Origin of the sequence: Terrabacter sp. BE26 (assembly GCF_041941675.1) — a bacterium.
Lineage (GTDB): Bacteria > Actinomycetota > Actinomycetes > Actinomycetales > Dermatophilaceae > Terrabacter.
In genome coordinates this window covers 3,479,293-3,502,164 of sequence record NZ_CP090122.1, presented here as the reverse complement: position 1 = coordinate 3,502,164, position 22,872 = coordinate 3,479,293, and the positions used below count along the sequence as shown (strand labels likewise).

The 22,872-nt window shown below is 72.0% G+C and carries 13 protein-coding genes; 4 read left to right on the top strand and 9 right to left on the bottom strand.

Annotated elements, in window-relative coordinates:
* Window positions 1-8: 8 nt before the first annotated feature.
* The 3 genes from LQK93_RS16035 to LQK93_RS16025 form a co-directional block, all read right to left on the bottom strand.
* Window positions 9-1,151, bottom strand: a complete 1,143-nt coding sequence (locus LQK93_RS16035; protein ID WP_374968770.1) for an extracellular solute-binding protein — start codon at window positions 1,149-1,151, stop codon at window positions 9-11.
* Window positions 1,152-1,344: 193 nt separating this feature from the next.
* Window positions 1,345-1,887 carry a YkvA family protein gene (locus LQK93_RS16030; protein WP_374968769.1) on the bottom strand — a complete coding sequence of 181 codons (543 nt, stop codon included), beginning with the start codon at window positions 1,885-1,887 and terminating at the stop codon, window positions 1,345-1,347.
* Window positions 1,888-1,977: 90 nt separating this feature from the next.
* Window positions 1,978-2,733, bottom strand: a complete 756-nt coding sequence (locus tag LQK93_RS16025) for an EcsC family protein (RefSeq protein WP_374968768.1) — start codon at window positions 2,731-2,733, stop codon at window positions 1,978-1,980.
* Between the two features lie 169 nt (window positions 2,734-2,902).
* Between LQK93_RS16025 and LQK93_RS16020 the strand changes: the two genes are divergently transcribed.
* Both LQK93_RS16020 and LQK93_RS16015 read left to right on the top strand, forming a co-directional pair.
* Window positions 2,903-4,066, top strand: coding sequence for a MalY/PatB family protein (locus tag LQK93_RS16020; RefSeq protein WP_374968767.1), 1,164 nt, complete (start codon window positions 2,903-2,905; stop codon window positions 4,064-4,066).
* Entirely contained in the window at window positions 4,059-5,810 is a 1,752-nt protein-coding gene (locus LQK93_RS16015; protein WP_374968766.1) for a DNA polymerase, read from the top strand. The genes LQK93_RS16020 and LQK93_RS16015 overlap by 8 nt, the downstream gene beginning before the upstream one ends.
* A 385-nt stretch (window positions 5,811-6,195) precedes the next feature.
* On the opposite strand, the gene LQK93_RS16010 is transcribed toward LQK93_RS16015, so the two are convergent.
* The 5 genes from LQK93_RS16010 to LQK93_RS15990 form a co-directional block, all read right to left on the bottom strand.
* Window positions 6,196-7,122, bottom strand: a complete 927-nt coding sequence (locus tag LQK93_RS16010; protein WP_374968765.1) for a PAC2 family protein — start codon at window positions 7,120-7,122, stop codon at window positions 6,196-6,198.
* A 107-nt stretch (window positions 7,123-7,229) separates the two neighbouring features.
* Window positions 7,230-11,216: an ATP-dependent RNA helicase HrpA gene (gene hrpA, locus LQK93_RS16005; protein ID WP_374968764.1), complete on the bottom strand. Its 3,987-nt coding sequence runs from the start codon at window positions 11,214-11,216 to the stop codon at window positions 7,230-7,232.
* 145 nt (window positions 11,217-11,361) lie between these two features.
* Complete coding sequence (locus tag LQK93_RS16000) at window positions 11,362-12,588, bottom strand: lipid II:glycine glycyltransferase FemX (RefSeq protein ID WP_374968763.1); 1,227 nt, start codon at window positions 12,586-12,588, stop codon at window positions 11,362-11,364.
* Between the two features lie 35 nt (window positions 12,589-12,623).
* Entirely contained in the window at window positions 12,624-13,151 is a 528-nt protein-coding gene (locus LQK93_RS15995; protein WP_374968762.1) for a hypothetical protein, read from the bottom strand.
* On the bottom strand, window positions 13,144-13,506 hold the full coding sequence (locus LQK93_RS15990; RefSeq protein WP_374968761.1) for a hypothetical protein: 363 nt from the start codon (window positions 13,504-13,506) through the stop codon (window positions 13,144-13,146). Before LQK93_RS15990 ends, LQK93_RS15995 begins: the two co-directional genes overlap by 8 nt.
* A gap of 232 nt (window positions 13,507-13,738) precedes the next feature.
* Here LQK93_RS15990 and LQK93_RS15985 point away from each other — a divergent pair, with 232 nt between their 5' ends.
* Window positions 13,739-15,184 carry an ADP-ribosylglycohydrolase family protein gene (locus LQK93_RS15985; RefSeq protein ID WP_374968760.1) on the top strand — a complete coding sequence of 482 codons (1,446 nt, stop codon included), beginning with the start codon at window positions 13,739-13,741 and terminating at the stop codon, window positions 15,182-15,184.
* Window positions 15,185-15,309: 125 nt separating this feature from the next.
* On the opposite strand, the gene LQK93_RS15980 is transcribed toward LQK93_RS15985, so the two are convergent.
* Window positions 15,310-18,645 (bottom strand): TM0106 family RecB-like putative nuclease, encoded by a 3,336-nt coding sequence (locus LQK93_RS15980; RefSeq protein WP_374968759.1) that lies wholly within the window; start codon window positions 18,643-18,645, stop codon window positions 15,310-15,312.
* 244 nt (window positions 18,646-18,889) lie between these two features.
* Here LQK93_RS15980 and LQK93_RS15975 point away from each other — a divergent pair, with 244 nt between their 5' ends.
* On the top strand, window positions 18,890-22,837 hold the full coding sequence (locus tag LQK93_RS15975) for a S8 family serine peptidase (protein ID WP_374968758.1): 3,948 nt from the start codon (window positions 18,890-18,892) through the stop codon (window positions 22,835-22,837).
* The last annotated feature ends 35 nt before the right edge of the window (window positions 22,838-22,872 follow it).

Below are 22,872 nucleotides of genomic sequence, written 5' to 3'. Positions count from 1 at the left end.
GGGAAGGGTCACTGCCCCGGGACCTTCTGGTCCCACAAGTTGTTGATGTCGCTGCTGTGGTCGGGGTTGTATCCGGGCCGCAGCGTGTTTGCGTCGGCCGCCGCGAACCTGTCCTGGATCGCCTGGCTCATCTTGCTCATGGAGATGGCGGGGTAGCCGGCGATCTTGTCGGCGATCTTTGCCTGCTCGTCGGGCTGGAGCATGAAGTCGACGAGCTTGTAGGCCAAGGCCTGGTTCTTCGACGCCTTGGTCACGCCGACGTAGGCCGCCCCGCCGGTGAAGGACGGGTCCTTGATCTGCTGGGCCTTCATCGTCTTCGGGATGGTGCCGGCCGCTTGACCGGAGATGAACTGGTCGGACCACACCGGCGCCAGGTCGATCTGTCCCGAGGAGAGCAGCTGCAGCACCTGGTTGTTGCCGTTGGGGTAGACCCCCTTCTGGTAGACCGACGGGGTCAGGTCGGAGAGGGTCTTCCAGCCGGCGTCCCAGTCCTTCTCGAGGTCCTTGTGGTAGCCGGTCGTCATCTGGTCGCGGTCTGCCTGCGGGGTCGTCTTGTCGAGGACGGTGACGACGAAGGCCTGCCCCGATCCCCCGCTCTTGGGAGAGTTGTAGGTGAAGCGCCCGGGGTGCGCCTTGATCCATGCGAGCAGGGCGTCGAGGGTCGTCGGCGGGTCGGGGACCTTGCTCGGGTTGTAAGCCAACAGCACGGAGGACGCGCGGTAGGGGACGGCGCCCTTGCCACCGGCGGCAACGACCGCGGGGTCGACGTTGGCCAGGCTGGGCACCTGGCTGGCGCCGGCCTCGGCGAGCAGCCCGGCACCGGCCGCCTTGTCGGTGAAGCTGGCGACCAGATCGACGCCAGGATCCTTGCCCTGCTGGGTCGCCGCGGCCAGCCGGGCGAAGTTCTGCTGGTCATTGCTGCCGTGCAGGTCGAAGGTCAGCTTGACCGTCGTGCCCGGGTTGGCCTTTTGGAAGTCCGGGATGAGGACCTGCTGCCACAGTTCCTGCACGTTGGTGTCGCCGCTCGCGGCGACGGTGATGGCGTTCCCACCCCCGCTGCCGTTCCCGGCGGCGGAGCCCGACGAGCAGGCGGTGAGGGCGACAATGAGCGGCGCGAGGACTGCGGCCCCGGCAACGGTGGATCGGCGCATGCCGACACCCTGTCCCGGTACGGAGGTTTTTGGCAAGAACTCACGGAGAATTGGCAAAAAGTGTCATCAGGCGTTCGCCTCCCGAATTGCAGCGTTCGACCCCCCGAATGGCAGCGTTCGCCATCCCGGGCCCCTCTGCTCCGAGCAGGCGGATCGAGTGCCTCTGTAGCGGCATGAGGTCATTCGACCCCGTTCAGCGCTCCAGACGCTTGCGTACCGACTCGAGGACGTAGTCGGTGGCCGCCTGCCGCGCGGCCTGGGGCAGCTGCACGTGGTCCACGCGACCGGCACGCGCGTCCGACTCCGTATCAGCCGTCCCACCGCTCGCTGCCTCCGCCGCTCGGGCCGTCAGTGGAAGGACGCCGCCCCGCTCGCGGGGCGGCGTGGACGGGCGCACGCGCGCGCCCCTGCCGGCCTCCCACGCAATGAAGCGATCCGTCTCCTCGAAGAAGGCCTTGATGGCCCAGGAGATGACGACCGCGTCGTCGGCGGCCCCGACGACCGGGAGGATCGCCTCGGGAAGCAGGTCGATGGGTGAGGCGACGTAGGCCACCGCCCCGGCGACGAGCCCGAGCCGCTTGAGGGTGGTGCCGGCATACGCCCCGTGCAGCGTGGAGCGCACCAGCCGCGGCACGGCGTGCACGCGCTCCTGCAGACTGGGCGCGCCGGGTCGCGTGGCTGCTCGCACGACGGAAGCCACGGTCGCGGCCATCTTGATGCGGGACGGAGTCTTCATGACCCGCCCAACGAGCCGCGCGCCGAGACGATTCCCCGTGCTCGACCACGCGGGAGCGGGGCGACGGTGATGCGAATTGGCGACATGGGCTCAGCGGGCGGCAGTGTCGGCAGCGGGGAACTCCTTGGCTGCCTGACGACCGATGCCGTTCAGCATGTAGACGTCGATGGCCGCGCCGATCAACCCTCCGACGAGCGGCACCGCCCGGCCGAGCCTGGCCAGGGAACCCTGGCCGATGCGACCGAGCAGCCGGAAGCCGACGGCCTTGTTGAGCACCATCAACGCCGGCGCCGGGAGTCGGTCGAAGGCGAGCGACGACATCTTGCCCCCCGCCACCCTCAGCCCGGCCTTCTTGAGCAGGTCCTCGCTGTCGGCGCCGGTGAGCGTGAGCAGCACCGCCGAGCGGATCTCGGGCCGGTCGATGTCGTAGCCGCGCAGCTCGGCCGTGGCGGCGGTCATGCGGGTGGCCAGGAGGTAGAACTCCAGCACGTTGGCCGGGAGCGAGATCGGCATGGTGAAGAAGCCGCCCAGCCCGGTGACGAAGCCGCCCACCGCGCCGAGCTGGCGGTGGTCGCGCACGATGATGCGCAGCGCCTGGTCCACGTCGCCGTGGGCCTGCCGGAGCGCGCCGGCCGCCACCTCGTGCGCTGAGTGGAAGGGCCCCTTCCCGTCGATGCCCACGTCGAGAAGGCGTTCGACGAGCCGCGTCGCGGCGCCGGTGAGCCCTCCTTCGCGTGGCTGCGCGGCCCGCTCGATCGCACCGGCATCCTTGGCCCTGCGCACCTGCGCAGCCGTCGCGTCGGAGGCCCGAAGGGCCTCGCTCCTGCCCCAACCGAAGACACCCACCGGGCTCCACCTCTGTCCGTCTCGACGTCGCTGTTGCTGCGCTGTTCGCAGGTGCCCGTCACCGACCGCCGTCCGCGGTGGCCGGGTGGGTCACCGGTCGAACCGTACCCACTCCCCTGCGCCGCCCACCCCGCCGCAGGCCGTCGGTGCCGTCTCGTAGGGTCGGGCCATGGCCGAGAGCGAGACCCTGCCGCCTGTCCTGGGCGTGCCCCTGGACGACCTGCGCCGCAGCCGCACCTCCGTCAAGTGGGGAGTCCACGGCCCCGACGTCATCCCGATGTGGATCGCCGAGATGGACAGCGCACCGTGCCAGGCCGTCGTGGACGCCGTGAGCGCCGCGGTCGGTAGGGGCGACACGGGCTACGCCCTGACGGAGGCGTATGCCGCCGAGGTGGCCTCGTTCGCCGACGCGGAGTGGGGCTGGGCCTTCGACCCGGAGTCCACGAAGCGGGTGGCGGACGTGCTGACGGGCGTGACGCACCTGCTGCGCCTCTTCACCGACGAGGGCGGGCCGGTGGTCGTCAGCCCACCGGTCTACAACGCCTTCTACGACGTCATCGCAGCCTGCGGCCGGCGGACGGTCGAGGCTCCGCTGGGTCCGGACCACCGTCTCGACCTCGACCGTCTGGCAGCGGTCTTCGCCGAGGTGACCGCCGGGGGCCACCGGGCGGCATACCTGCTGTCCAATCCGCACAACCCCACGGGCACCGTCCACTCTCCGGGTGAGCTCGCTGAGCTGGCTCGGGTCGCCGACGCGCACGGCGTACGCGTGGTCTCCGACGAGATCCACGGCCCTCTCGTCCTGCCGCCGAGCACGTTCACGCCCTACCTGTCATTGCCGGGCACCGAGCGTGGCGTCACGGTGACCTCGGCCTCGAAGGCGTGGAACCTCGCCGGGCTCAAGGCGGCGATCCTCGTGCCGGGCGCCGAGGCCGTGGCCGACCTGCGCCGCCTGCACCCCTTCGTGACCTTCGGCGCCAGCCACCTCGGGGTCATCGCCCAGACCGCAGCCTTCCGCGACGGGCGCGAGTGGGTGCACCGGCTCGTCTGCGAGCTCGACACCAACCGCCGTCTGCTGAGCCGGCTCGTCTCCGAGCAGCTCCCCGGCGTGCGGCTCGTCGCACCGGAGTCCACCTACCTGGCCTGGCTCGACCTCCGCGCCCTCGGGCTGGGTGACGACCCGGCGGCCGAACTCGTGCGTCGCGCCCGGGTGGCGCTGTCCTCGGGCCCGACCTTCGGCTCCGGCGGGGTGGGTCATGCCCGCCTCAACTTCGGCACGTCGCCCGAGGTCATCCGCGAGGCGATCGGCAGAATCGCCGCCTGCCTTGGCTGACAAGCCTTCTCGCCCCCCACTCGTCGCGGTCGTCGTCGGTCCCCGGGGCGCGTATGCCGTGGGGCCCGGCATCGAGGAGCCGTGGCCGCTCGACACGGTCGTCGCACGTTTCGTCGATCTGGCGGCGCGGCTCCGGCCCCGATGGGTCGTGTGGTCGGCCGCTTCCACGCTGCGCATCCCGGTCGCAGCCGGGGTCGACGTCGACCGCACCTGGGACCTCGCAGAGGCACACCGGATCATCCATGGAGGGTGGTGGGCGACACCGGGCCACGTCGTCGCCGGGTGTCGGGGGCTCGACGAGGCAGCGGTCCCCGCGCCGCGCTCGGCGCGCCTGCGGGGCTTCGACGGCGACCTCTTCGACGTCGCGGCCGGCGAGGACGCTGCGTTGCTCGGCGCCGACGGCCACCTTCGGGCAGAGGCCCTCGCCTGGGCCACCGACGACTCGCGGCTGCGCCAGCTGGCGGTGCTGGCCCTCGAGTGCCAGTCGGCCCAGCAGGAGGCATTGGGCCGGCTCGGGGGCGACCACACCGGGCGACTCGAGCGCACGGTCTGGTCCGAGTCGGCGGCAGCCGTGCTCTGCTTCGAGCTCGAGCGCGACGGGCTTCCCGTCGACCGGGCTGCGGCAGAAGACCTCATCGCGGCCTCCGTGGGCGCTCGACCGCGTGACGAGGCCGACGCGATCCGCATCCGAGCCGAGCGCGACGGCGCCGTGCTGCGTCACGCGCCCGGGCGCGAGCGCACCGACCTGCGCAACCCCACCCAGGTCCGGGAGCTGCTCCTGTCCGTCGGCGTCGACGTGCCCAACACACGGGCCTGGGTGCTCGAGCCCTACCGCCACACGCATCCGCTCGTCGACGCCCTGCTGCGGTGGCGCAAGGACGAGCGCATCGCGACCACCTACGGCTACCGCTGGCTCGACGACAATGTCGGAGCCGATGACCGGCTCCGCGGGGCCTGGACCCCGTGCGACGGCGGCGCCGGCCGCATGACGGCTCAGAACGGCCTCCACAACCTCCCCGCCCCCCTGCGCCCAGCCATCTGCGCAGCGCCCGGCCACGTCTTCGTCCGGGCCGACCTCGGCCAGATCGAGCCCCGGGTGCTCGCCGTCGTCAGCGCCGACCGGGCCTTCGCGGAGGCCACCCGCGCCGACGACCTCTACGCGCCGGTCGCCGCCAAGCTCGGCGCCGACCGCCCACGGGCCAAGGTCGCCGTCCTCGCGGCCATGTACGGTCAACGCTCGGGCGCGGCCGGTGAGGCTCTCAAGGACCTCGAGCGGGCCTACCCCGTGGCCATGGGACTGCTCGACCGGGCGTACGCCGACGGTGTTGCGCGCCGACCGGTGCGCACCTGGGGCGGCCGGCTCATCCGGTTGGGGGGCACGCCAACGCCACCGGCCGACCCCGACGCCCCACCTTCGTCGCCCGGCGGCGACCTCTCCGGGACCGGTGCCGAGGGGGCTCGGGGTCGCTACGCGCGCAACGCGATCATCCAGGGCTCGGCGGCCGAGCTCTTCAAGGCATGGGCCGCGACCGTGCGCCATGCAGTGCGCCCGCTCGGCGGCCAGATCGTTCTCTGCCTCCACGACGAGCTCCTGGTGCACGTGCCCGAGCAGCACGCACCGGAGGCAGCCGCCGCCGTCGAGCAGTCCCTGACCAGCGCCGCCCGCACCTGGGCCGGCACCGACGAGGTCCGCTTCGTCGCCGACACGTCGATCATCCGCCGCTGGAGCGAAGCCAAACCCTGAGCCGCCGACACCCGGCGAGAGACCGCTCGGTCCGAGCAGCAGACCACGAGCCGGGCAGGGTGACCTCTCGACTGCGCCAGACCCGCAGACTTTGGCCTCTCGACGGTTGATTCCGGGAGCCCGTACGAGAGCGAGCGAGATGCGGCGGTGGGAGCGGCATCGGCGGCGGGGTGTCGTCCCAGGGAGCGGGACGGGGCGGTGCGAGCGGCATCGGCGGCGGCCGACGGCATACGCAATGAAGGATGGGCTGGAACGGCCGCCGACGCTCCACGCCGCGAGCGCCGTCACGTCCCGCGACCGTCCAAGCGACGGGCGGCGCGACCTCCCCAAGACAAGCCAGGGGCGGGCCCGACCGGATGGTCGGACCCGCCTTGTGAAGTGACGGCTACTGCTCGTCGTCCTCGGCGACGTCCTTGAGGAACGCCTCGAACTCAGCGCCGATCTCGTCGGCGGTCGGCAGGTCCGACAGGTCGGTGGCGAGCAGGTTGCGCTGCTTGCGGCCCTCGAGGAACGTGTCGTACTGCTGCTCGAGGGCGCGCACGACGGCCATGATCTCGTCGGACTCCTCCATCTGGCGGGAGATCTCGGCCCGGTTGAGCCCGGCGGTCGCCGCCAGCTCTCGCAGGTCCAGGTCGAGACCCGTCGCCGCGCGAAGGCGCTCGAGCCCGAGCACGGCGGCGTCGGCGAACTCGGCCTGCCCGAGGTAGTGCGGCACGTGGACGGCGAAGCCCATCGCGTCCCGCCCGGCCTCGCCGAGCCGCAGCTCGAGGAGCGAGGCAAAGCTCGCGGGCACCTGGACGGTGCCGAAATCCGGGTCGTTGCCGGTGATGAGGCGCGGGTTGGTGCCGTGGGTCGTGACGCCGAGCGGGCGCGTGTGCGGCACCGCCATCGGGATCCCGTGCACACTCACGGTCAGGTCGACACCGAAGGCCTTGATGAGCGTGGTCACGGCCTCGACCATGCGGTTCCACTGATAGTCGGGCTCAGGACCGACGAGCAGCAGGAAGGGCACGCCATCCTTGTCGACGACACGGTGCAGCAGGAGGCTGGGGTCGTCGTAGCTGCTCCAGTGGTCGCGGTCGAACATCATCACGGGCCGGCGCCCGCGGTAGTCGAGGAGCTGGTCGACGTCGAAGGAGGCGAGCACGCGGGAGTCGTGCGCCTCGAGGAGGTGCTCGGCCACGAGGCGCTGCGTGTGGCCGGCGTCGATGAATCCGCCGAGGGCCACCACGAGCACCGACGCCTGCAGCTCCTGCAGCTGGCTCGGTGACGTGTCGCTCTCGAACTGGAAGAGCTCGGTGGGGTCCTGCACGGGTCTGGCCTTTCGTCGTACGCGGTCTGATGGTGCAACGTGCCGGTGCAGCCCATGATTCCCCGTCGGTCCGGTGCGGATAGCAGCCCCCGGGGTTGCCGACCAGGTCAGGCGGCCACCTTGGCGATCGCCTTGAGGATGCGCTGCGGCGAGATGCTGTATGCCGTCCCGACCGTCTGCGCGAAGAGGGAGACGCGCAGCTCCTCGATCATCCAGCCGATGTCGACGACATCGGCGGCCCCACGCTGGGCGGGTCTGAGGGAGTCGAGCAGGTCGGCGTAGCGGCCCTCGACGAGGTCGACCTGGTCGAGGGCCTGCGCGTCGCGGGCCAGGTTGGCCGGGGCCTTCTCCAGGCGGTGGGCGATGGCCCGCAGGTAGCGGTCGAGGTCGGGCAGCCGGCGCAGTCCGGTGTCGGCGACGAAGCCGGGGCGGACGAGCTCGCGCAGCTGGGCGCGCACGTCGGCGAGCAGGGGCCGCATGGCCGGGTTGGTCGACCGGTCGAGCTCCGCGAGCCGGTTCGTCAGTGCGAGGTGCTTGGCGAGGATCGGCTCGACGAGGCCGACGACCTGCACGACCTTGGCCGTCGTGTGGGTGCGCACGGCCGACAGCGCCCACTCGAAGTCCTCGCGCGTGCGTACGGTGTGGTCGGCACGATCCGTGACGGCGTCGTCGCGGATGGCGTCGATGGCGGCGGCGAGGCAGTCGTCGAGCAGCGCCGGGACGCTCCCGTGCGGGTTGTGCCCGAGGGCGAGCTTCTGGGTGTTGCTGAGGCGCGCCAGGATCTGCTTCCACGGCGGCGTGATGCCGAGCAGCAGGAGCCGGCGCACCCCGAGGCGGTGCTCGGCGTCCGCCTCGGCCCGCGTAGGCAGCACCCGGAGGTCGACGGCCGCGCCGGTGTCGACCAGGGCTGGGAAGCCCTGGATGCCGCTCGCGCTCTCGAAGGTCTCGGCAACCCCCTCGTCCGGGAAGTGCGTGAGCCCGGTGCGCTCCACGCTTGAGCCTGCCCGGCTGACCTGCCGGCGCAGCTGCGGGGTGGCCGCGTCACGGACCGCCTCCAGGTCCTTGCCGGTGGCGACCGCACGCCCGTCGGGTCCGTCGACCTCGAAGGTGACGGTCAGGTGCGGTGGCACGCGCTCGAGGTCGAAGTCGGCGGGCGTGACGGCCACGCCGGCCCGACGCCGCAGTGCAGTCGCGAGCGCGGCCAGGAGGGGGCCGGACGTCGAGTCGAGCTCGGGCAGCACGGCGCGTGCGTGGTCCGGCGCGGGAACGAGGTTGCGGCGAATCCCCTTGGGCAGGCTGCGGATCAGCGCGGTGACGAGCTCCTCGCGGAAGCCCGGGACCTGCCAGTCGAAGCCGTCGGGCCTGACCTGGTTGAGCCGGTCGACCGGGATGTGCACGGTGACGCCGTCCTGCGCCGAGCCGGGCTCGAACTGGTAGGTGACCGGCAGGACGTTCTCGCCCTGCGTCCACGTCGTCGGGTGGTCCTCGTCCGCGATGCTGCCGGCGCTCTCGCGCAGCAGCAGCTCCTCGGTGAAGGTGAGCAGGTCCGGTGTCTCCCGGCGTGCCTTCTTCCACCACGAGTCGAAGTGCCGACCGGACACCACCTCAGCGGGGATCCGCTTGTCGTAGAAGGCGACCAGCGTGGAGTCGTCGACCACGATGTCGCGGCGGCGGGTGCGCGCCTCGAGCTCGCCCAGCCGCTCGACCAGGGCGGCGTTCTCGCGGAGGAAGGCATGCTGGGTGTGCCAGTCGCCCTCGACGAGGGCGTGCCGGATGAAGAGGTCGCGCGCCAGCTCGGGGTCGATGCGGCCCAGACCGACGACGCGTCCGACGACGAGCGGCACTCCGAAGAGGGTCACCCGCTCCGTGGCGACGGCCGACCCGCGCCTGGCGGACCAGCGCGGCTCGGAGTACTGCCGCTTCACGAGGTGCTCGCCCAGCTGCTCGGCCCACAGCGGGTCGATGCGGGCGTTGATCCGGGCCCAGAGGCGGCTGGTCTCGACGAGCTCCTCGGCCATGACGAACTGGGGCTGCTTGCGGAACAGGGCCGACCCGGGGCTGATGGCGAACCGCGTGCCGCGCGCCCCGGCATACTCCCGCTTCTGCTCGTCGCGGACGCCGACGTGCGAGAGGAGACCGGCAAGCAGGGACTGGTGGATCGCGTCGGCGTCGATCTCGCCCTCGCCGACGTGGACGGTCCCCCGGTTGACGTCGAGGCCCGCCTGCTTGGCGGCCTGCCTGACCTGGCTGTGCAGGTCCTGCCACTCGCGGATGCGGAGGTAGTGGAGGAACTCGGCCTTGCACATCCGGCGGAACGCGCTGCTGCTCAGCTCCTTCTGCTGCTCCTTGAGGTAGGCCCAGAGGTTGAGCCAGGTGACGAAGTCGCTCGTCTCGTCGGCGAAGCGCTTGTGCGAGGCGTTCGCGAGCTCCTGCTTGTCCTGGGGGCGCTCACGCGGGTCCTGGATCGAGAGCGCCGCGACGATGACGAGCACCTCGCGGAGCACGCCGCGCTTGTCGGCCTCGATGACCATGCGGGCGTGGCGCGGGTCGATGGGCAGCGCCGCGATGGTGCGGCCGTATGCCGTGAGGCGGCGTCCCGGACGTCGCCTCCCCCGCGCGCCGGCGGGCTCCTCCTCGTCGGGCGCGAACGCCTGCAGCTCCTCGAGGAGCCGGACGCCGTCGGTGATCTGGCGACTGTCGGGAGGGTCCACGAACGGGAAACGGGCAATGTCACCGAGCCCCAGACTCGTCATCTGCAGGATGACGGAGGCAAGGTTGGTGCGCAGGATCTCCGGGTCGGTGAACTCGGGGCGGCTGGCGTAGTCCTCCTCGGAGTAGAGCCGGATCGCGATGCCGTCGGCCACGCGTCCGCAGCGCCCCGATCGCTGGTTGGCCGAGGCCTGGCTGATCGGCTCGATCGGCAGGCGCTGGACCTTCGTGCGCTGGCTGTAGCGGCTGATGCGTGCCGTGCCGGTGTCGATGACGTAGCGGATGCCGGGGACGGTCAGGGAGGTCTCGGCGACGTTGGTGGCCAGGACGATTCGTCGTCCGGTGTGCGGTGAGAAGACTCGGTGCTGCTCGGCGGCGGACAGGCGCCCGTAGAGCGGCACGACCTCGGTCCTCGGCAGCTTCATGCCGTTCAGGGCATCGGCGGCGTCGCGGATCTCCCGCTCGCCGGAGAAGAAGACCAGGATGTCGCTGCTCGTGCCGGAGTGGCGCTCGGTCCACAGCTCCTCGACCGCCTCGCACACGCCGGTCACCATGTCGCGCTCCTCCGCCTCGGGGCGGTCGGGGTCGACGAGCGGGCGGTAGCGGATCTCGACGGGGAAGGTGCGCCCGGAGACCTCGATGATCGGCGCCGGCTCGCCCGTGGCCGGGTCGGCGAAGTGCTCGGCGAAGCGCTGCGGATCGATCGTGGCCGACGTGATGACGACCTTGAGGTCGGGCCGGCGCGGCAGCAGCTGCTTGAGGTAGCCGAGGATGAAGTCGATGTTGAGGCTGCGCTCGTGCGCCTCGTCGATGATGATCGTGTCGTAGCGGCGCAGGTCGCGGTCGCGCTGCATCTCGGCGAGCAGGATGCCGTCGGTCATCACCTTGACGAGCGTGTCGCGGGTCGCCTGGTCGGTGAACCGCACCTGGTAGCCGACCGCCTGCCCCAGCTCGACGTCGAGCTCCTCGGCGAGCCGCTCGGCCACGGCGCGCGCGGCGATGCGGCGGGGCTGCGTGTGGCCGATCTGCCCGTCGAGCCCGCGGCCGAGCTCGAGGCAGATCTTCGGGATCTGGGTCGTCTTGCCCGACCCGGTCTCGCCGGCGATGACGACAACCTGGTGGTCGCGGATCGCCGCGGCGATGTCGTCGCGCCGGTCGACGACCGGCAGGTGCTCCGGGTAGGTGATGGGCGGGACGGTCGCTGCGCGGGCCGCCCGACGGGCCTCGCGCTGCTCCGGCGTCGGCCCCCGACGCCGTGAGTCCGCAGCCGCCCGCTCGCCGCGCTGGCCGGCCCCGACGCTCGCCCCGGCCCGGCCGCTCCCTCCGCGCCCGCGGCGTCGAGGTGCCCGGGAGCCCGCGGGGAGGTTCGTGGGCGGTTCGGACATGCTCGACAGGATAGGCCGGGCGGTGACGGCGGGTCGCACCGGTTTCCGCTTCGATGCCACGACGGTGACGCCGGTGCCCACCGAGCCGCGGGTACGCCGGGTGCCAGCTGTCGCCGTACTCCGGCGTGCGCCGACGCTGACGGCCCTAGATGTCGCCTTCGGGCGCCGAACCGCCGCCCGTACGCCGCTTGTTGATCGCGATGCGGGCGGCCATGGCCTTGGCGAAGGCGAAGTGCCAGAAGCGGCTGATCACCAGCTCCCGCTCCCCCACCATCTCGACCACGTCGGCGCCGGCGCCGAGCTTGAACAGGAGCAGGCCGGTGAGAGGGCTGGTGGCGCCGAGCGAGGTGTTGAAGCCACGGAAGTCGTAGGCCTCGCAACCGGCGGCCGCGGCGTCGCGCATGGCCTGCCACTGCAGGGCGTTCGAGGCCCGGGCGTCGCGGTTGCGCTCGGTGGAGCCGCCGTAGAGGTAGGAGAACGTGCGGCCGAAGCGGATCATCAGCGCGGAGGCGAGCACGTCGCCGTCGACGTGCGCCTCGTAGAAGCGCGCCGACACGGGCCCCTCGTCGGTGGCGAAGGAGCGCGCCATGACGTCGAAGTAGGCCTTGGGCCGCGGCATGAAGTTGTCGCGGTGGGCCGACTCGACGTAGAGCGCGTGGAAGGTGTCGAGGCCCTCCGGACCGACGGCGCGCACCTGCACCCCGGCCTTCTCGGCCTTCTTGACGTTGCGGCGCCACTGCTGGTTCATGCCCTTGAGCAGCTCGGCCTCGGTCCGGCCGCGCAGGTCGACGATGCAGAGCAGCCGCGGCTGGCCGACCGCGACCCCGTCCGCGCCTAGCGAGAGCCAGCCGTTGCGGTCCAGCCAGCCCTCGAGGGCGCGGGCCGTGGGGTTGTCGACGGCGGGCGGCAGCGTCGTGAAGCTCAGCAGGCCGTTGTCGACGACCTGTTTCTTGACCGGCTCACGGTCCCAGACGCGCGACACCACGGGGTAGCCGAGGCGCAGGGCGAACGCCTTGTGGGCCTTGGCCCATGCGACGAGCGGGTCGATCCACACGGCGGGGTCGGCGGCGACGACGTCCCAGGGCAGGCCCGGCCCCTCCGGCAGGTAGGCATACGAGCGCGACAGGCGCGGGATCGTGCGGGACAGCACGAGCCCGGCCCCGACGCGCCGGCCCGTGGCGTCGAACCAGCCGAGGTGCGTGCGGCGCCAGCCCGCCTTCGCCCGTCCCCACGCCGGTGTCTGCAGGAAGCTGCCACCCAGCTCGAGGAGGGTCTCGACGGCCTCGTCGCCGGTGATCTCGCGGACTGTCAGGGGCCCGGTCACGGGCACCTGCGATGCGGTCGACACAGGGGCAGTGGTCTGCTCGGTCATGGCCGACACCCTATCGGCGCGCCATGGGTGCGCCGTCAGTGTCGCGTCGACGCCGCGTCCGTGGCCGCTGTCGCGCGAGCCGTGCGACGGATCCACCAGAGTCCGACGATCGGCAGCACGAGGGGGACGTAGCCGTAGCCGGCGCCGAAGTGGGACCACACGGTCTTCTCCGGGAAGGCGGCCGGGTCCACCGCGCTCCACGTGCCCACCGCGAGGACCCCCACGAGCTCGACGGTGAGGGCCACCGTGGCGAGACGCACCGAGGTCCGGTCGCCGCGGGCCAGGCCGATGGTGGCCACGAGGTAGATCACGGCTGCCAGCGCGGAGAGCAGGAAGGGCACGGGGGCCTTGTAGAAGTACTCGGTGATCTGCAGGATCGAGCGGCCGGTTGCGGCGAGCGCGAGCAGCCCGTAGACCGCCACGAGGAGACGGCCGAATCCGTGCCCCGTGTGCGGGCGCTCCGCCTCGGCGGTCCCGGCAGCACCGGCGGTCTCGGCGGTACCGGCGGCACCGCCAGCACCGGCAGCACCGCGGTCGTCGGGAGTGGGGGTGGTCTCAGACATTGAGGCTCCAGACCTGCTGCAGGCGGGCGACGAGGATGGCCACGACGAGGGCGCCGCCCAGCACGACGGCCATCGCCCACTGCGTCTTCTCCTTGACGGCGATGACCACGCTGGCGGGCACGACGAGCAGCACGGTGAAGAGGTAGGCGATGAAGGTGGCGCGCTCGGCGCCGTCGGCGATCGCGCCCGACCTGGCGAGGCCGACGACGAGCTGCACGAGCAGGGCGAGCTCCAGACCCGCGCCCACGAGGATGAGCGGGTCGTCGACGAGCCGTCGCCGCAGCAGGTGGTGGGCGGCCAAGAGGCCCAGCACGGCACTGCCGGCGAGGAGCACGATGGTCAGCGGTTGGAGCACGCGAGAAGCCTACGGCGTGGGCATCGACGCCTGGACCCGGGCGCGGGGGCGCCGCCAGCGGGGCCGGCGCCGGCGGAGGTGCGCTCGCCGAGGCCGTCCCTCGCGCGCGGGCGTCGAGTGACCGGGCGGCCCGCGCGGGCGTCGTGGCGCGGCAGGTAACTTCTCATTCGCAGCATCCATCCCCTGCACCAACCCGCACCAACCGCACCAGCCCGTCGCCCGAGGAGCAGCCGTGCCCATCCGCCCCATCGCCGTCGACCGAGCAGCTGGAGTCCTCCTCGGGGAGGCGTGCGGCGACGCCCTCGGCGTGCCCTACGAGATGGCGGCGCCGCCCGTGGGCGAGGCCGTCATGAAGGGTGGTGGGCTCGGCCCCTACGAGCCCGGTGAGTGGAGCGACGACACCCAGATGACGCTGTGCGTGGCCCGCGTGGCGGCCCGTGGCGTCGACCTCACCTCCCCCGAAGGGCTCGACGAGGTCGCGGAGGCCTTCACGGCGTGGTTGGACGGTGGTGCCACCGACGTGGGCATCCAGACCCGGGACGTGCTGACGCGAGCCAAGCAGCTGACCGGTCGTCCACACGAGCGGCTGACGCAGGCCAGCGCCGAGCTGCACGCACGCACCGGGCTCACCGCGGGCAACGGCGCGCTGATGCGCACCCCCATCGTCGGGCTGTCGGCGCTCGAGGACCGCGAGGCGACAGCCCAGGCGGCCCGCGCCATCGCCCGGCTCACGCACGCGGACCCCTTGGCCGCCGACTCGGCCGTGCTGTGGTCCGAGGCGATCCGGGTCGCCGTCACCGAGGGCCGCCTCGACCTCACGGCGGGTCTGGATCTGGTCACGCCCGCCGACGCATGGCGCTGGGGCGACTGGGTCGAGGCCGCGACGGGAGCGGAGCCGGGCGGCTTCGGGAACAACGGCTTCACCGTGACGGCCCTGCAGGACGCCTGGGCCGCGATCACGACGACCGACCGCGGAGACGGCTCGGCCATGCACCTGCAGCGGGGCCTGCAGGCGGCGGTGCGCGCGGGCCACGACACCGACACCGTCGCAGCCATCGCCGGCTCCCTGCTCGGTGCGCGCTACGGCGCCTCGGCGGTGCCGACCCAGTGGCGGCGCATGGTGCACGGGTGGCCTGGGCTGCGGGCGCACGACCTCGTCGAGCTCGCCGTCTCGACGTCAGCGCGTGGGCGGCGCGTCGGTGAGTGGCCGTCCGTCGTGTCGATGGGTGACACCGGCATCCCGGCTCTCGGCATCCCCCATCCCATCGATCCCGACATCGTCCTCGGGACCATCTCGGACCTGGGTCGGGTGCGGGAGCTCGACGTGCAGGCGATCGTGTCGCTGTGCGCGCTCGGCCTCGACGACATCCCGGCGGCGGGCATGACCGCACGCGAGCACATCGAGTTCTGGATCAACGAGGAGGAGCAGGAGGAGTCGAACCCCCATCTCGACTTCGTCCTCGACGACGTGTCGTCAGCGCTGCGGCAGTTCCGCGCCGAGGGCAAGCGGGTGCTCGTGCACTGCCGTCAGGGGATCGAGCGCACTCCCGCCGTGGCCCTGCGGTATGCCGTCGACCTCGGGGTGGCCCCCGAGCTCGCCGAACGCTCGATCCGGGCGGCGCTGCCCCACATCCGGGGTGAGGGACGGCTCTGGGACGTGGCGGCCCACGGCGCCTGACCGGCACCGCCCGCCGCCCCCAGCAGCCGGCGACGCCGCGTGACGGCACCGCCCGCGCGCCATCCCTCTTGGGCAGCCAGACCAGCCGGACCAGCGGGTCCGGGTCGCGTCGCGGACGTAATGCCTCACACCGCCTTGGCCTCGTCGACGTAGCGGCACAGGGCGTTGACGGCGCGCAGCTCCTCCGGGGTGTGCACGGCGGCGTCGGTCAGCAGCGGGCTGCCCACGAGGACCGCCATCGCCCGCGCCCGGGAGATCGCCACGTTGAGGCGGTGCAGGTCGTAGAGGAACGAGACGCCACGCGGGGCGAGGGCGGCGGTGGTGCTCGCCAGGGAGTAGATGACGACCGCCCCCTGCTGGCCCTGGAACTTGTCGACGGTCCCGACCCTGGCGCCCTCCGGCAGCTCGGCCGCGAGAGTGGCGACGTGGGCGTTGTAGGGAGCGACGACCAGGATGTCGGACAGCGTGATGTCGTGCGGCGTCCCGTCCGCGTCGGTCCAGCTGCCCCGCAGCAGGTCGTCGACGAGCGAACGGACCACGCGAGCCTCCTGGCGACTCGACTGCTCGCACGGGGCGTCGTGCTCGACGGGCACCCAGCGCAGCCCGTCGCCCGAGAGCGCACCGGGTGCGTCGACGGATAGACGCTCTCGACCTGGTGCGGACTCGAGCCGCCCTTCGTAGGCGAGCTCGGAGACGAAGGCCGTCAGGCTCGGGTGCATCCGGTGGGTGCGGTCCAGGAAGACGCCGCGGTCGGCCGGGATGACGTCGTGGAGCAGACCGTCGTCGTCCACGCGGAGGTGGTCGAGCGCGGAGACGCCGGAGCCGTGGGGATGCACGGCCTTGGTCGGCTGGGTGAGCTGCTGCGGATCGCCGAGCAGGACGAGAGACCGCGCGGCGGGCGCGACGGCGACCGCATTGGCCAGTGAGAACTGGCCGGCCTCGTCGATGACGAGCACGTCGACGGAGCCCTCCATGTCCTCGCGCGACCACAGCCAGGCGGTGCCTCCCACCAGCGTCGCCTCACCGGAGCCGAGGGCGGCCGCGACCGCGGAGTTGTCGCTCGTGTGGCGCACCAGGGAGCCCGCATCGGCCGGCTCGTCGCCCTCCTCGGCGTTGGTGCCGTCCTTGTGCCAGGCAGGACGACCCACCTCGCGGAGCAGGTTGAGGACCACGGCGTGCGACTGGGCGGTGACCCCGACGCGCAGCCCGGCATCGAGCAGCTCGCGGATGAGGGCCGACCCGGCGTACGTCTTGCCGGTGCCGGGCGGCCCCTGGACCGCCAGCACCGCGCCGTCGAGGCCGCGCCCGACGCGGACCACCACGTCCTTGGGTGTCTCGCCCGGCCGGGCGACGAGCACCTCGCCCGCCGGCACCGCCCGTCGCAGCAGCCGCGTCGCGAGGTTGCTCCCGCCCGACAGCGCCAGCTCGGCCGTGCGCGCGATGCTGGCCCGCAGGACCTGGTCCATGACCGGGCCGGGGCCACCGAGCCCGCGAGGGCGCGGCGGCTCCAGCGACTTCATCGACAGCTCCACCCACCCCGCGACCGGGTCGAGGGCGAGCACCTTGCCGACCGTGGCGTGGGTGTCGACGTCGGGGGCGTACTTGCCGACCGGCACCTTGCACTCCTGGGGCGGGAAGGGGTAGCGCCAGACCTTGGACTGCTTGACCACCCCCACCTCCAGGGGCTCGCCCAGGTCGCCGAGCGCGGTGGCGTCCTCGACGAGCTCGGACGTCTCGAGCTCCTTGTAGCGGAAGAAGTCCCACCACTCGGGCCGCTTCTCACGGCGGTGCCAGCCGACGAGCCCCGCGAGCATCTCGTCGCCCTGCTCGACGAGCCGCTCGGACAGCTCGATCTCGGCGCGCTCGTCGTCGCCGATCTCACGCAGCTCGGAGGACACCGGCCGCGACAGCACGTGACCGGCAGACTCGAGCTCGCGCCGGCGCTCCTCGAGCCAGTCGTGCAGCGCGAGGGTGGAGCGCACGTCCTCCTCGTTGTAGCGCCGGATGTCGTCGAGGATGGACTGGTCGGCCGAGCCGTCGTCGCGCCCGGCCAGCCAGCGTTCGTACTCGACGACGGAGGAGAGCCCGTCGGCGACACCAGCGCCCTCGGCGGACCGGGTGTGGCCCCAGTAGAACTCCTCGAGCTTCTTGATGGAGTAGGAGCCCTTGCTGATGCGCACGCCCTGCCGCACGACGGCGTAGAGGTCGACGAACACCTCGTGCCGCAGGAGCTGGTCGAGCTCCGCCTCGCGCGTCGCGTGCTGGCCGACGAGCCGCTTGAGGGCCGTCGTCTCGTAGGGCGCGTAGTGGTAGACGTGCATGCCCGGGTGCCGGCGCCAGCGGTCGCTCAGCCAGTCGACCAGGTCGGTGGTCAGGCGCCCCTCGTCGGCGAAGTCGTGGGCCCAGAAGTCGACGAACTCGCCCTCTCGGGTCCAGATGCCAGCGAGGTACTCGCGGCCCGCGCCACCCTCGGCCCACGGGTCACCCTCGAAGTCGAGGTAGACGTCACCCGGGTCGGGCTCGGGCAGCATCTGCAGGCCGCGCGCAGGCTCCGGGTCGAGCAGCTGGAACTGCGCCTCGCCGGTCTCGCGCTCAGCGAGCTGGAGCCTGGCCTGCTGGAGCAGGCGTCGCCGCGCCGTCACCGAGAGGGCGGGAGCCAGCCGTTCCTCGCTGGACTCGGCCAGCGCCCGGAGGGTCGGGATGCCGAGCTCGACGAGGGCGGCCCGGTGGTCGGCGCGCATGCCGGCGACCTGGATCAGGTCGTCGCGATCGAGCCACTCCTGCGCGCACCGCTCCTTCCACCGGCACTGCCCGCAGTGCTGGACGCGGGCGGACTCGGTCTCGCGCGGGTCGGCGATGGCGTCGAGCAGCTCGGCCCGGCGACGGCGCGCGTAGGGTGCCACGTCGACGAGCCGCCACGGGTGCGCCTCGGTGTCGCCGGTGACGACCGTCAGCCACTGCGGCGGGACACCCTGTAGCACCTCGAGGCGGGCGGCATACGTGGCCATCTGCAGCAGGGCGGGCACCTTGAGCCGGCGCGCGAGCTTCGTGTCGGCGATGTCGTAGCGCCAGGGCCCGAGGTCGCTCGGCTCCTCGACGCGCAGGAGGAAGTCGGCCAGCCCCACCCAGTGACCGTCGAAGAAGGTCGCCTGGTAGATGACGTCGACTCCGCGCCGCATTGCATCCAGCGTGGCCGCCTCCGCCGCGGCGCCCCGGACCCCCAGAGCGGCGATGTCCTCGACGACGCGCCCCTCGGCGACGAGCCGCTGGAGGTAGGCCCGTTCGTGCTCGAGGCCCTTGGCGAAGACGAGGTTGAGCGAGTCGTCGACCCCGCTCGCCCGCGAGGCGCCGGAGTCAGGAGCATCGAGCGCCTCCAGGTCGAGGGTCGTGATGTGCGCGCAGGCGACGTGCTTGGTCAGGTCCGTGGGACTGAGGACGAGGTGGCCGTCGATCCGCTGCATGGCGCCGAGTATGCCGTCCGGCACCGACAGCCTCAGTCGTCCGGAAAAAACCGAAGAAGGTAGAACCTCCGTTAAGCCGCGAGCAGGTTGTCGCGGATGTACGTTTCATCCCGCGTGGCAGGAAGCGGGCAAACCCGTTCATCGCGCTTGATGCACAGGGTGTCAGGGCGACTGCGTCACGCGAGGAGGATGTGTGCACAGCAATTCTCTGGGCTCGCGGCGCCGCCGCGGCCTTCTCGGCCCCGTGAGTGCGGGCGCAGTCACGGCCATCGTCGCCGCCACGTTGGGGGCGACGCCCGCCACAGCGGCCGACCCCCACCACTCACTGAAGAACCGCAAGGACACCGCAGCACCGGCGGGCGTGCGAGGGACCGGCTCGCTGGCTCTCGGCACGCAGCGCGTCGCCGGGGACAAGGTCGACACCGTCCTGCGCTCGGCCACCGGCCCGGTCAACGTCATGATCGAGCTCGACGCCGCTCCGGCGACGTCGGCGTTCCGCCAGGCACGAGCACGCGGCCTGGCCGCCGCAAAGAGCGCCTCGCGGAGCCAGGTCGCCGCCGTCAAGGCCGCCCAGGCGGGCGTGGAGTCGCGCTTCGGCGCCGCATCCACCCGGGCCCGCACGCTCTACAGGCTGCACGCGGCATACGCCGGCATCGCGGTCCACACGGACGCGTCCCGGCTCGCGTCGCTCGCCGCCATCCCGGGGGTCAGGGCCATCCACCGGCTGACCCCCAAGCAGCCGAGCAACACCTCCTCCGTTCCGCTCATCGGGGCACCCAAGGCGTGGCTGGCCATGTCGCAGACGGGCAAGGGTGTGCGCGTCGGCATCATCGACACCGGCATCGACTACACCCACGCCGACTTCGGCGGTCCCGGCACGGTCGAGGCGTTCAAGGCAGCCGGTGCCTCCAACACCTTCACGCCGACGCCCAAGGTCGTCGGCGGCTACGACTTCGCGGGCGACAACTACAACGCCGACCCCAGCTCCGACGCGTACGACCCGAACCCGCAGCCCGACGCCAACCCGCTCGACTGCAACGGCCACGGCTCGCACGTCGCCGGCACCACGGCAGGTTTCGGGGTCGACTCCGAAGGCAAGACCTGGAGCGGCGGCTACTCGAAGGACATCAACCCGTCCGAGCTCTCGATCGGCCCCGGTGTCGCCCCTGAGGCCAGCCTCTACGCGCTCAAGGTCTTCGGCTGCGAGGGCTCGACCGACGTCGTCGGACGAGCGCTCGACTGGGCAGCCGACCCCAACGGCGACGGCGACCTGTCCGACCACCTCGACGTGGTCAACATGTCGCTCGGCAGCTCCTACGGCTCCCCACAGGACCCTGACGCCGTCGCCGCCAACAACCTCGCCGCGCTCGGCACCGTCGTCGTCGCCTCGATGGGCAACTCCGGCGACGTCTACGAGGTCGGCGGCTCCCCGGGCAACGCACCGCGGGTGCTTGCCGTCGCAGCCTCCGACGACGGCAACGACGTGGTCGACGGTCTCAAGGTCGACGCCCCGGCCGGCATCGAGCCCGCCGACACGGTCGACGGCAAGCAGGACAACGTCTTCGGCGCGCTGAAGTCGGTCGCCTACGGCTGGGCGAACAAGCAGGGCGTGACCGACACCCCGGTCACCGCCATCGGCGACTGGTCCACCGCCCCGTCCGCCACGAACAACAGCGACGGCTGCGACCCCTACTCCGCCACCGACGCGGCCAAGGTGGCCGGCAAGGTCGTCATGCTCATGTGGCTGGACGGCAACGGACGCCGCTGCGGCTCCCTCGCTCGCGGCACCCAGGCCGTGGCCGCCGGAGCTGCCGGCATCATCTACGGCAGCGACGTGAACTCCTTCTCCGCGGGCGTCACCGGTAGCGACGTCATCCCCGCCATGCTCGTCATCCACCAGGGCACCAAGGCCATCAAGAGTCAGCTGGACAGCGGCAACGAGGTGCGGGTCACGATGACCAACGCCCTGCGCAACTCGGTGACGCTGCGCAACCCCGGCGCGATCGACCAGCTCGCCGGCTTCTCCTCGCGGGGCGTCGGGGTCGCCGGTGGCATCAAGCCCGATGTCGCCGCGCCGGGCGTCACGACGTTCTCGGTCGCGGTGGGCACCGGCAACGAGGGCGTCGCCGAGAGCGGCACCTCCATGGCGTCGCCGCACGTGGCCGGTGAGGCCGCCCTGGTCCGCGGCCAGCACCCGACGTGGTCCGTCGAGGAGGTCAAGGCCTCGATCATGAACACCGCGACGCAGGACGTCTACACGGGCGCGAACCACACGGGGAACGTCTACGGTCCCGAGCGCGTCGGCTCCGGTCGCGTCGTCGCCGACGCCGCTGTCGGCACGAGCACGCTGGCCTATGTCTTGGGCGACACGGGCGCCGTCAGCGTCTCCTTCGGCCCCGTGGCCGTCACCGCGCCCACTCAGACGCTCACCAAGACGGTTCGCATCGTCAACAAGCGTCCGGTCACGTCGGCGGCATACACCCTGTCGTACGACGCCGCCCACGCCAGCCCCGGCGTGACGTACTCGTTCCGCCCCTCGCAGGTGCGGGTGCCGGCCAACGGCTCCGTCGACGTCAAGGTGACGGCGACCTTCACGCGGTCCGCGCTGCGGGCCGTCATGGACCCGACCACCCAGGGCGACCCGCTCAACAAGGGTTTCCAGCGCAACTACCGCGCAGACGCGAGTGGGCGCATCGTGCTCTCGCCGGTGCGTGGCACGTCGGGGGGTGCCCTTCGGGTGCCGATCTGGTCCGCGCCGCGACCGGCGTCCACCATGGCCGCCCCGTCGAGCACGACGGTCACCGGTAAGGGCCCGATCAAGACGTCGTCGCTGCCGCTGACCGGCACCGGCATCCACACCGGCGACACGTCGACCGACTACCTGTCGACGGTCTCGACGTTCCAGCTCCAGGGCACCAGCCCGGCCATTCCGGCGTGCAGCCCCACCCAGGTGCTCGACTGCGTCAGCACGGCCGACGACCGCGGGGCCGACCTTCGCTATGTCGGCGCGGCCTCCGACTACGGCCGTTCACGGACCCCCACGGACGCCACCCTGTCCTTCGGCATCAGCACCCAGGGCCCGTGGCGCACGCCGGCGAGCTCGACCGAGTTCGACGTCTTCCTCGACACCAACGGGGACGGCAAGGCAGACGCCGTCGTCTACAACACGCGTGCCGGCACGGCCACCGACGACTTCGACTACTTCCTGTCGGAGCTGGTCGACCTGCGTGGCAAGCCGAAGCTCCTCGACGACCAGCTCGTCAACGGCAGCGACGGCTCGTTCGACACGAACGTGTTCAACAGCGACTCGCTGGTCCTGCCGGTGAGCGTCGGCACGCTGCTCAAGTCGGGCCTCATCTCGGGATCCTCGCCCAAGGTGCGCTACTGGGTGAGCTCGTACAGCCAGAACGGCAACATCGACGCCGTCGGGTCCTCGTCCGCGCCGATGACGATCAGCGTCGCGTCCCCGGGCCTGTCGGCCTTCGGTGACTACGGCACCCTGCTCAACACGGACCTGCCGGGCCAGTCGCTCGACGTCGTCCGCGACGAGGAGGCCTACGCGGTCGACAAGCCCAAGGGCCTGCTCCTCTTCCACCACCTCAACACCGACGGCCACCGTGCCCAGGTCGTGGTGGTGAAGACGGCGTCGGCCACGAAGCTCTCGGCCAGCCCGAGCAGCTTCACCCACGGCGGCAATACGGTGCTCACCGCAACGGTCAGCCCCTCGAGTGCCACCGGCGCGGTGCGGTTCCTGCACAACGGCAAGACGCTGGGCACGGTGACGGTCTCGCGTGGCCAGGCGGTGCTGACCGTCAACGGCCTGACCCGCGGCAGCCACTCGTTCGGGGCCGTCTACTCCGGTGACGGCCAGCTCGCGGGCAGCACCTCGAACACCGTCAACGTCGCGGTGAAGGGGCGGCCCAGCCGGGCCTCGCTGAAGTCCAGCAGGACCAGCTATCGCTACGGTGGCCGCCCGCTGCTGACGGCGACCGTCTCCCCGGGCGGCGCCACCGGCACGGTGACCTTCCGCGACGGGAGCCGGGTCCTGGGCAACGCGTCCGTCTCCAAGGGCACGGCCCGTCTGACGGCCCCGGTCCTGGGTCGCGGCACCCACTCGGTCCGCGCGACATACAACGGCTCGTCGGCCGACGACCCAGCGACCTCCGCTGCGGTGACCCTCCGCGTCAGCTGACACAGCACAGCACCACAGGACGTATGCCGTCCGGC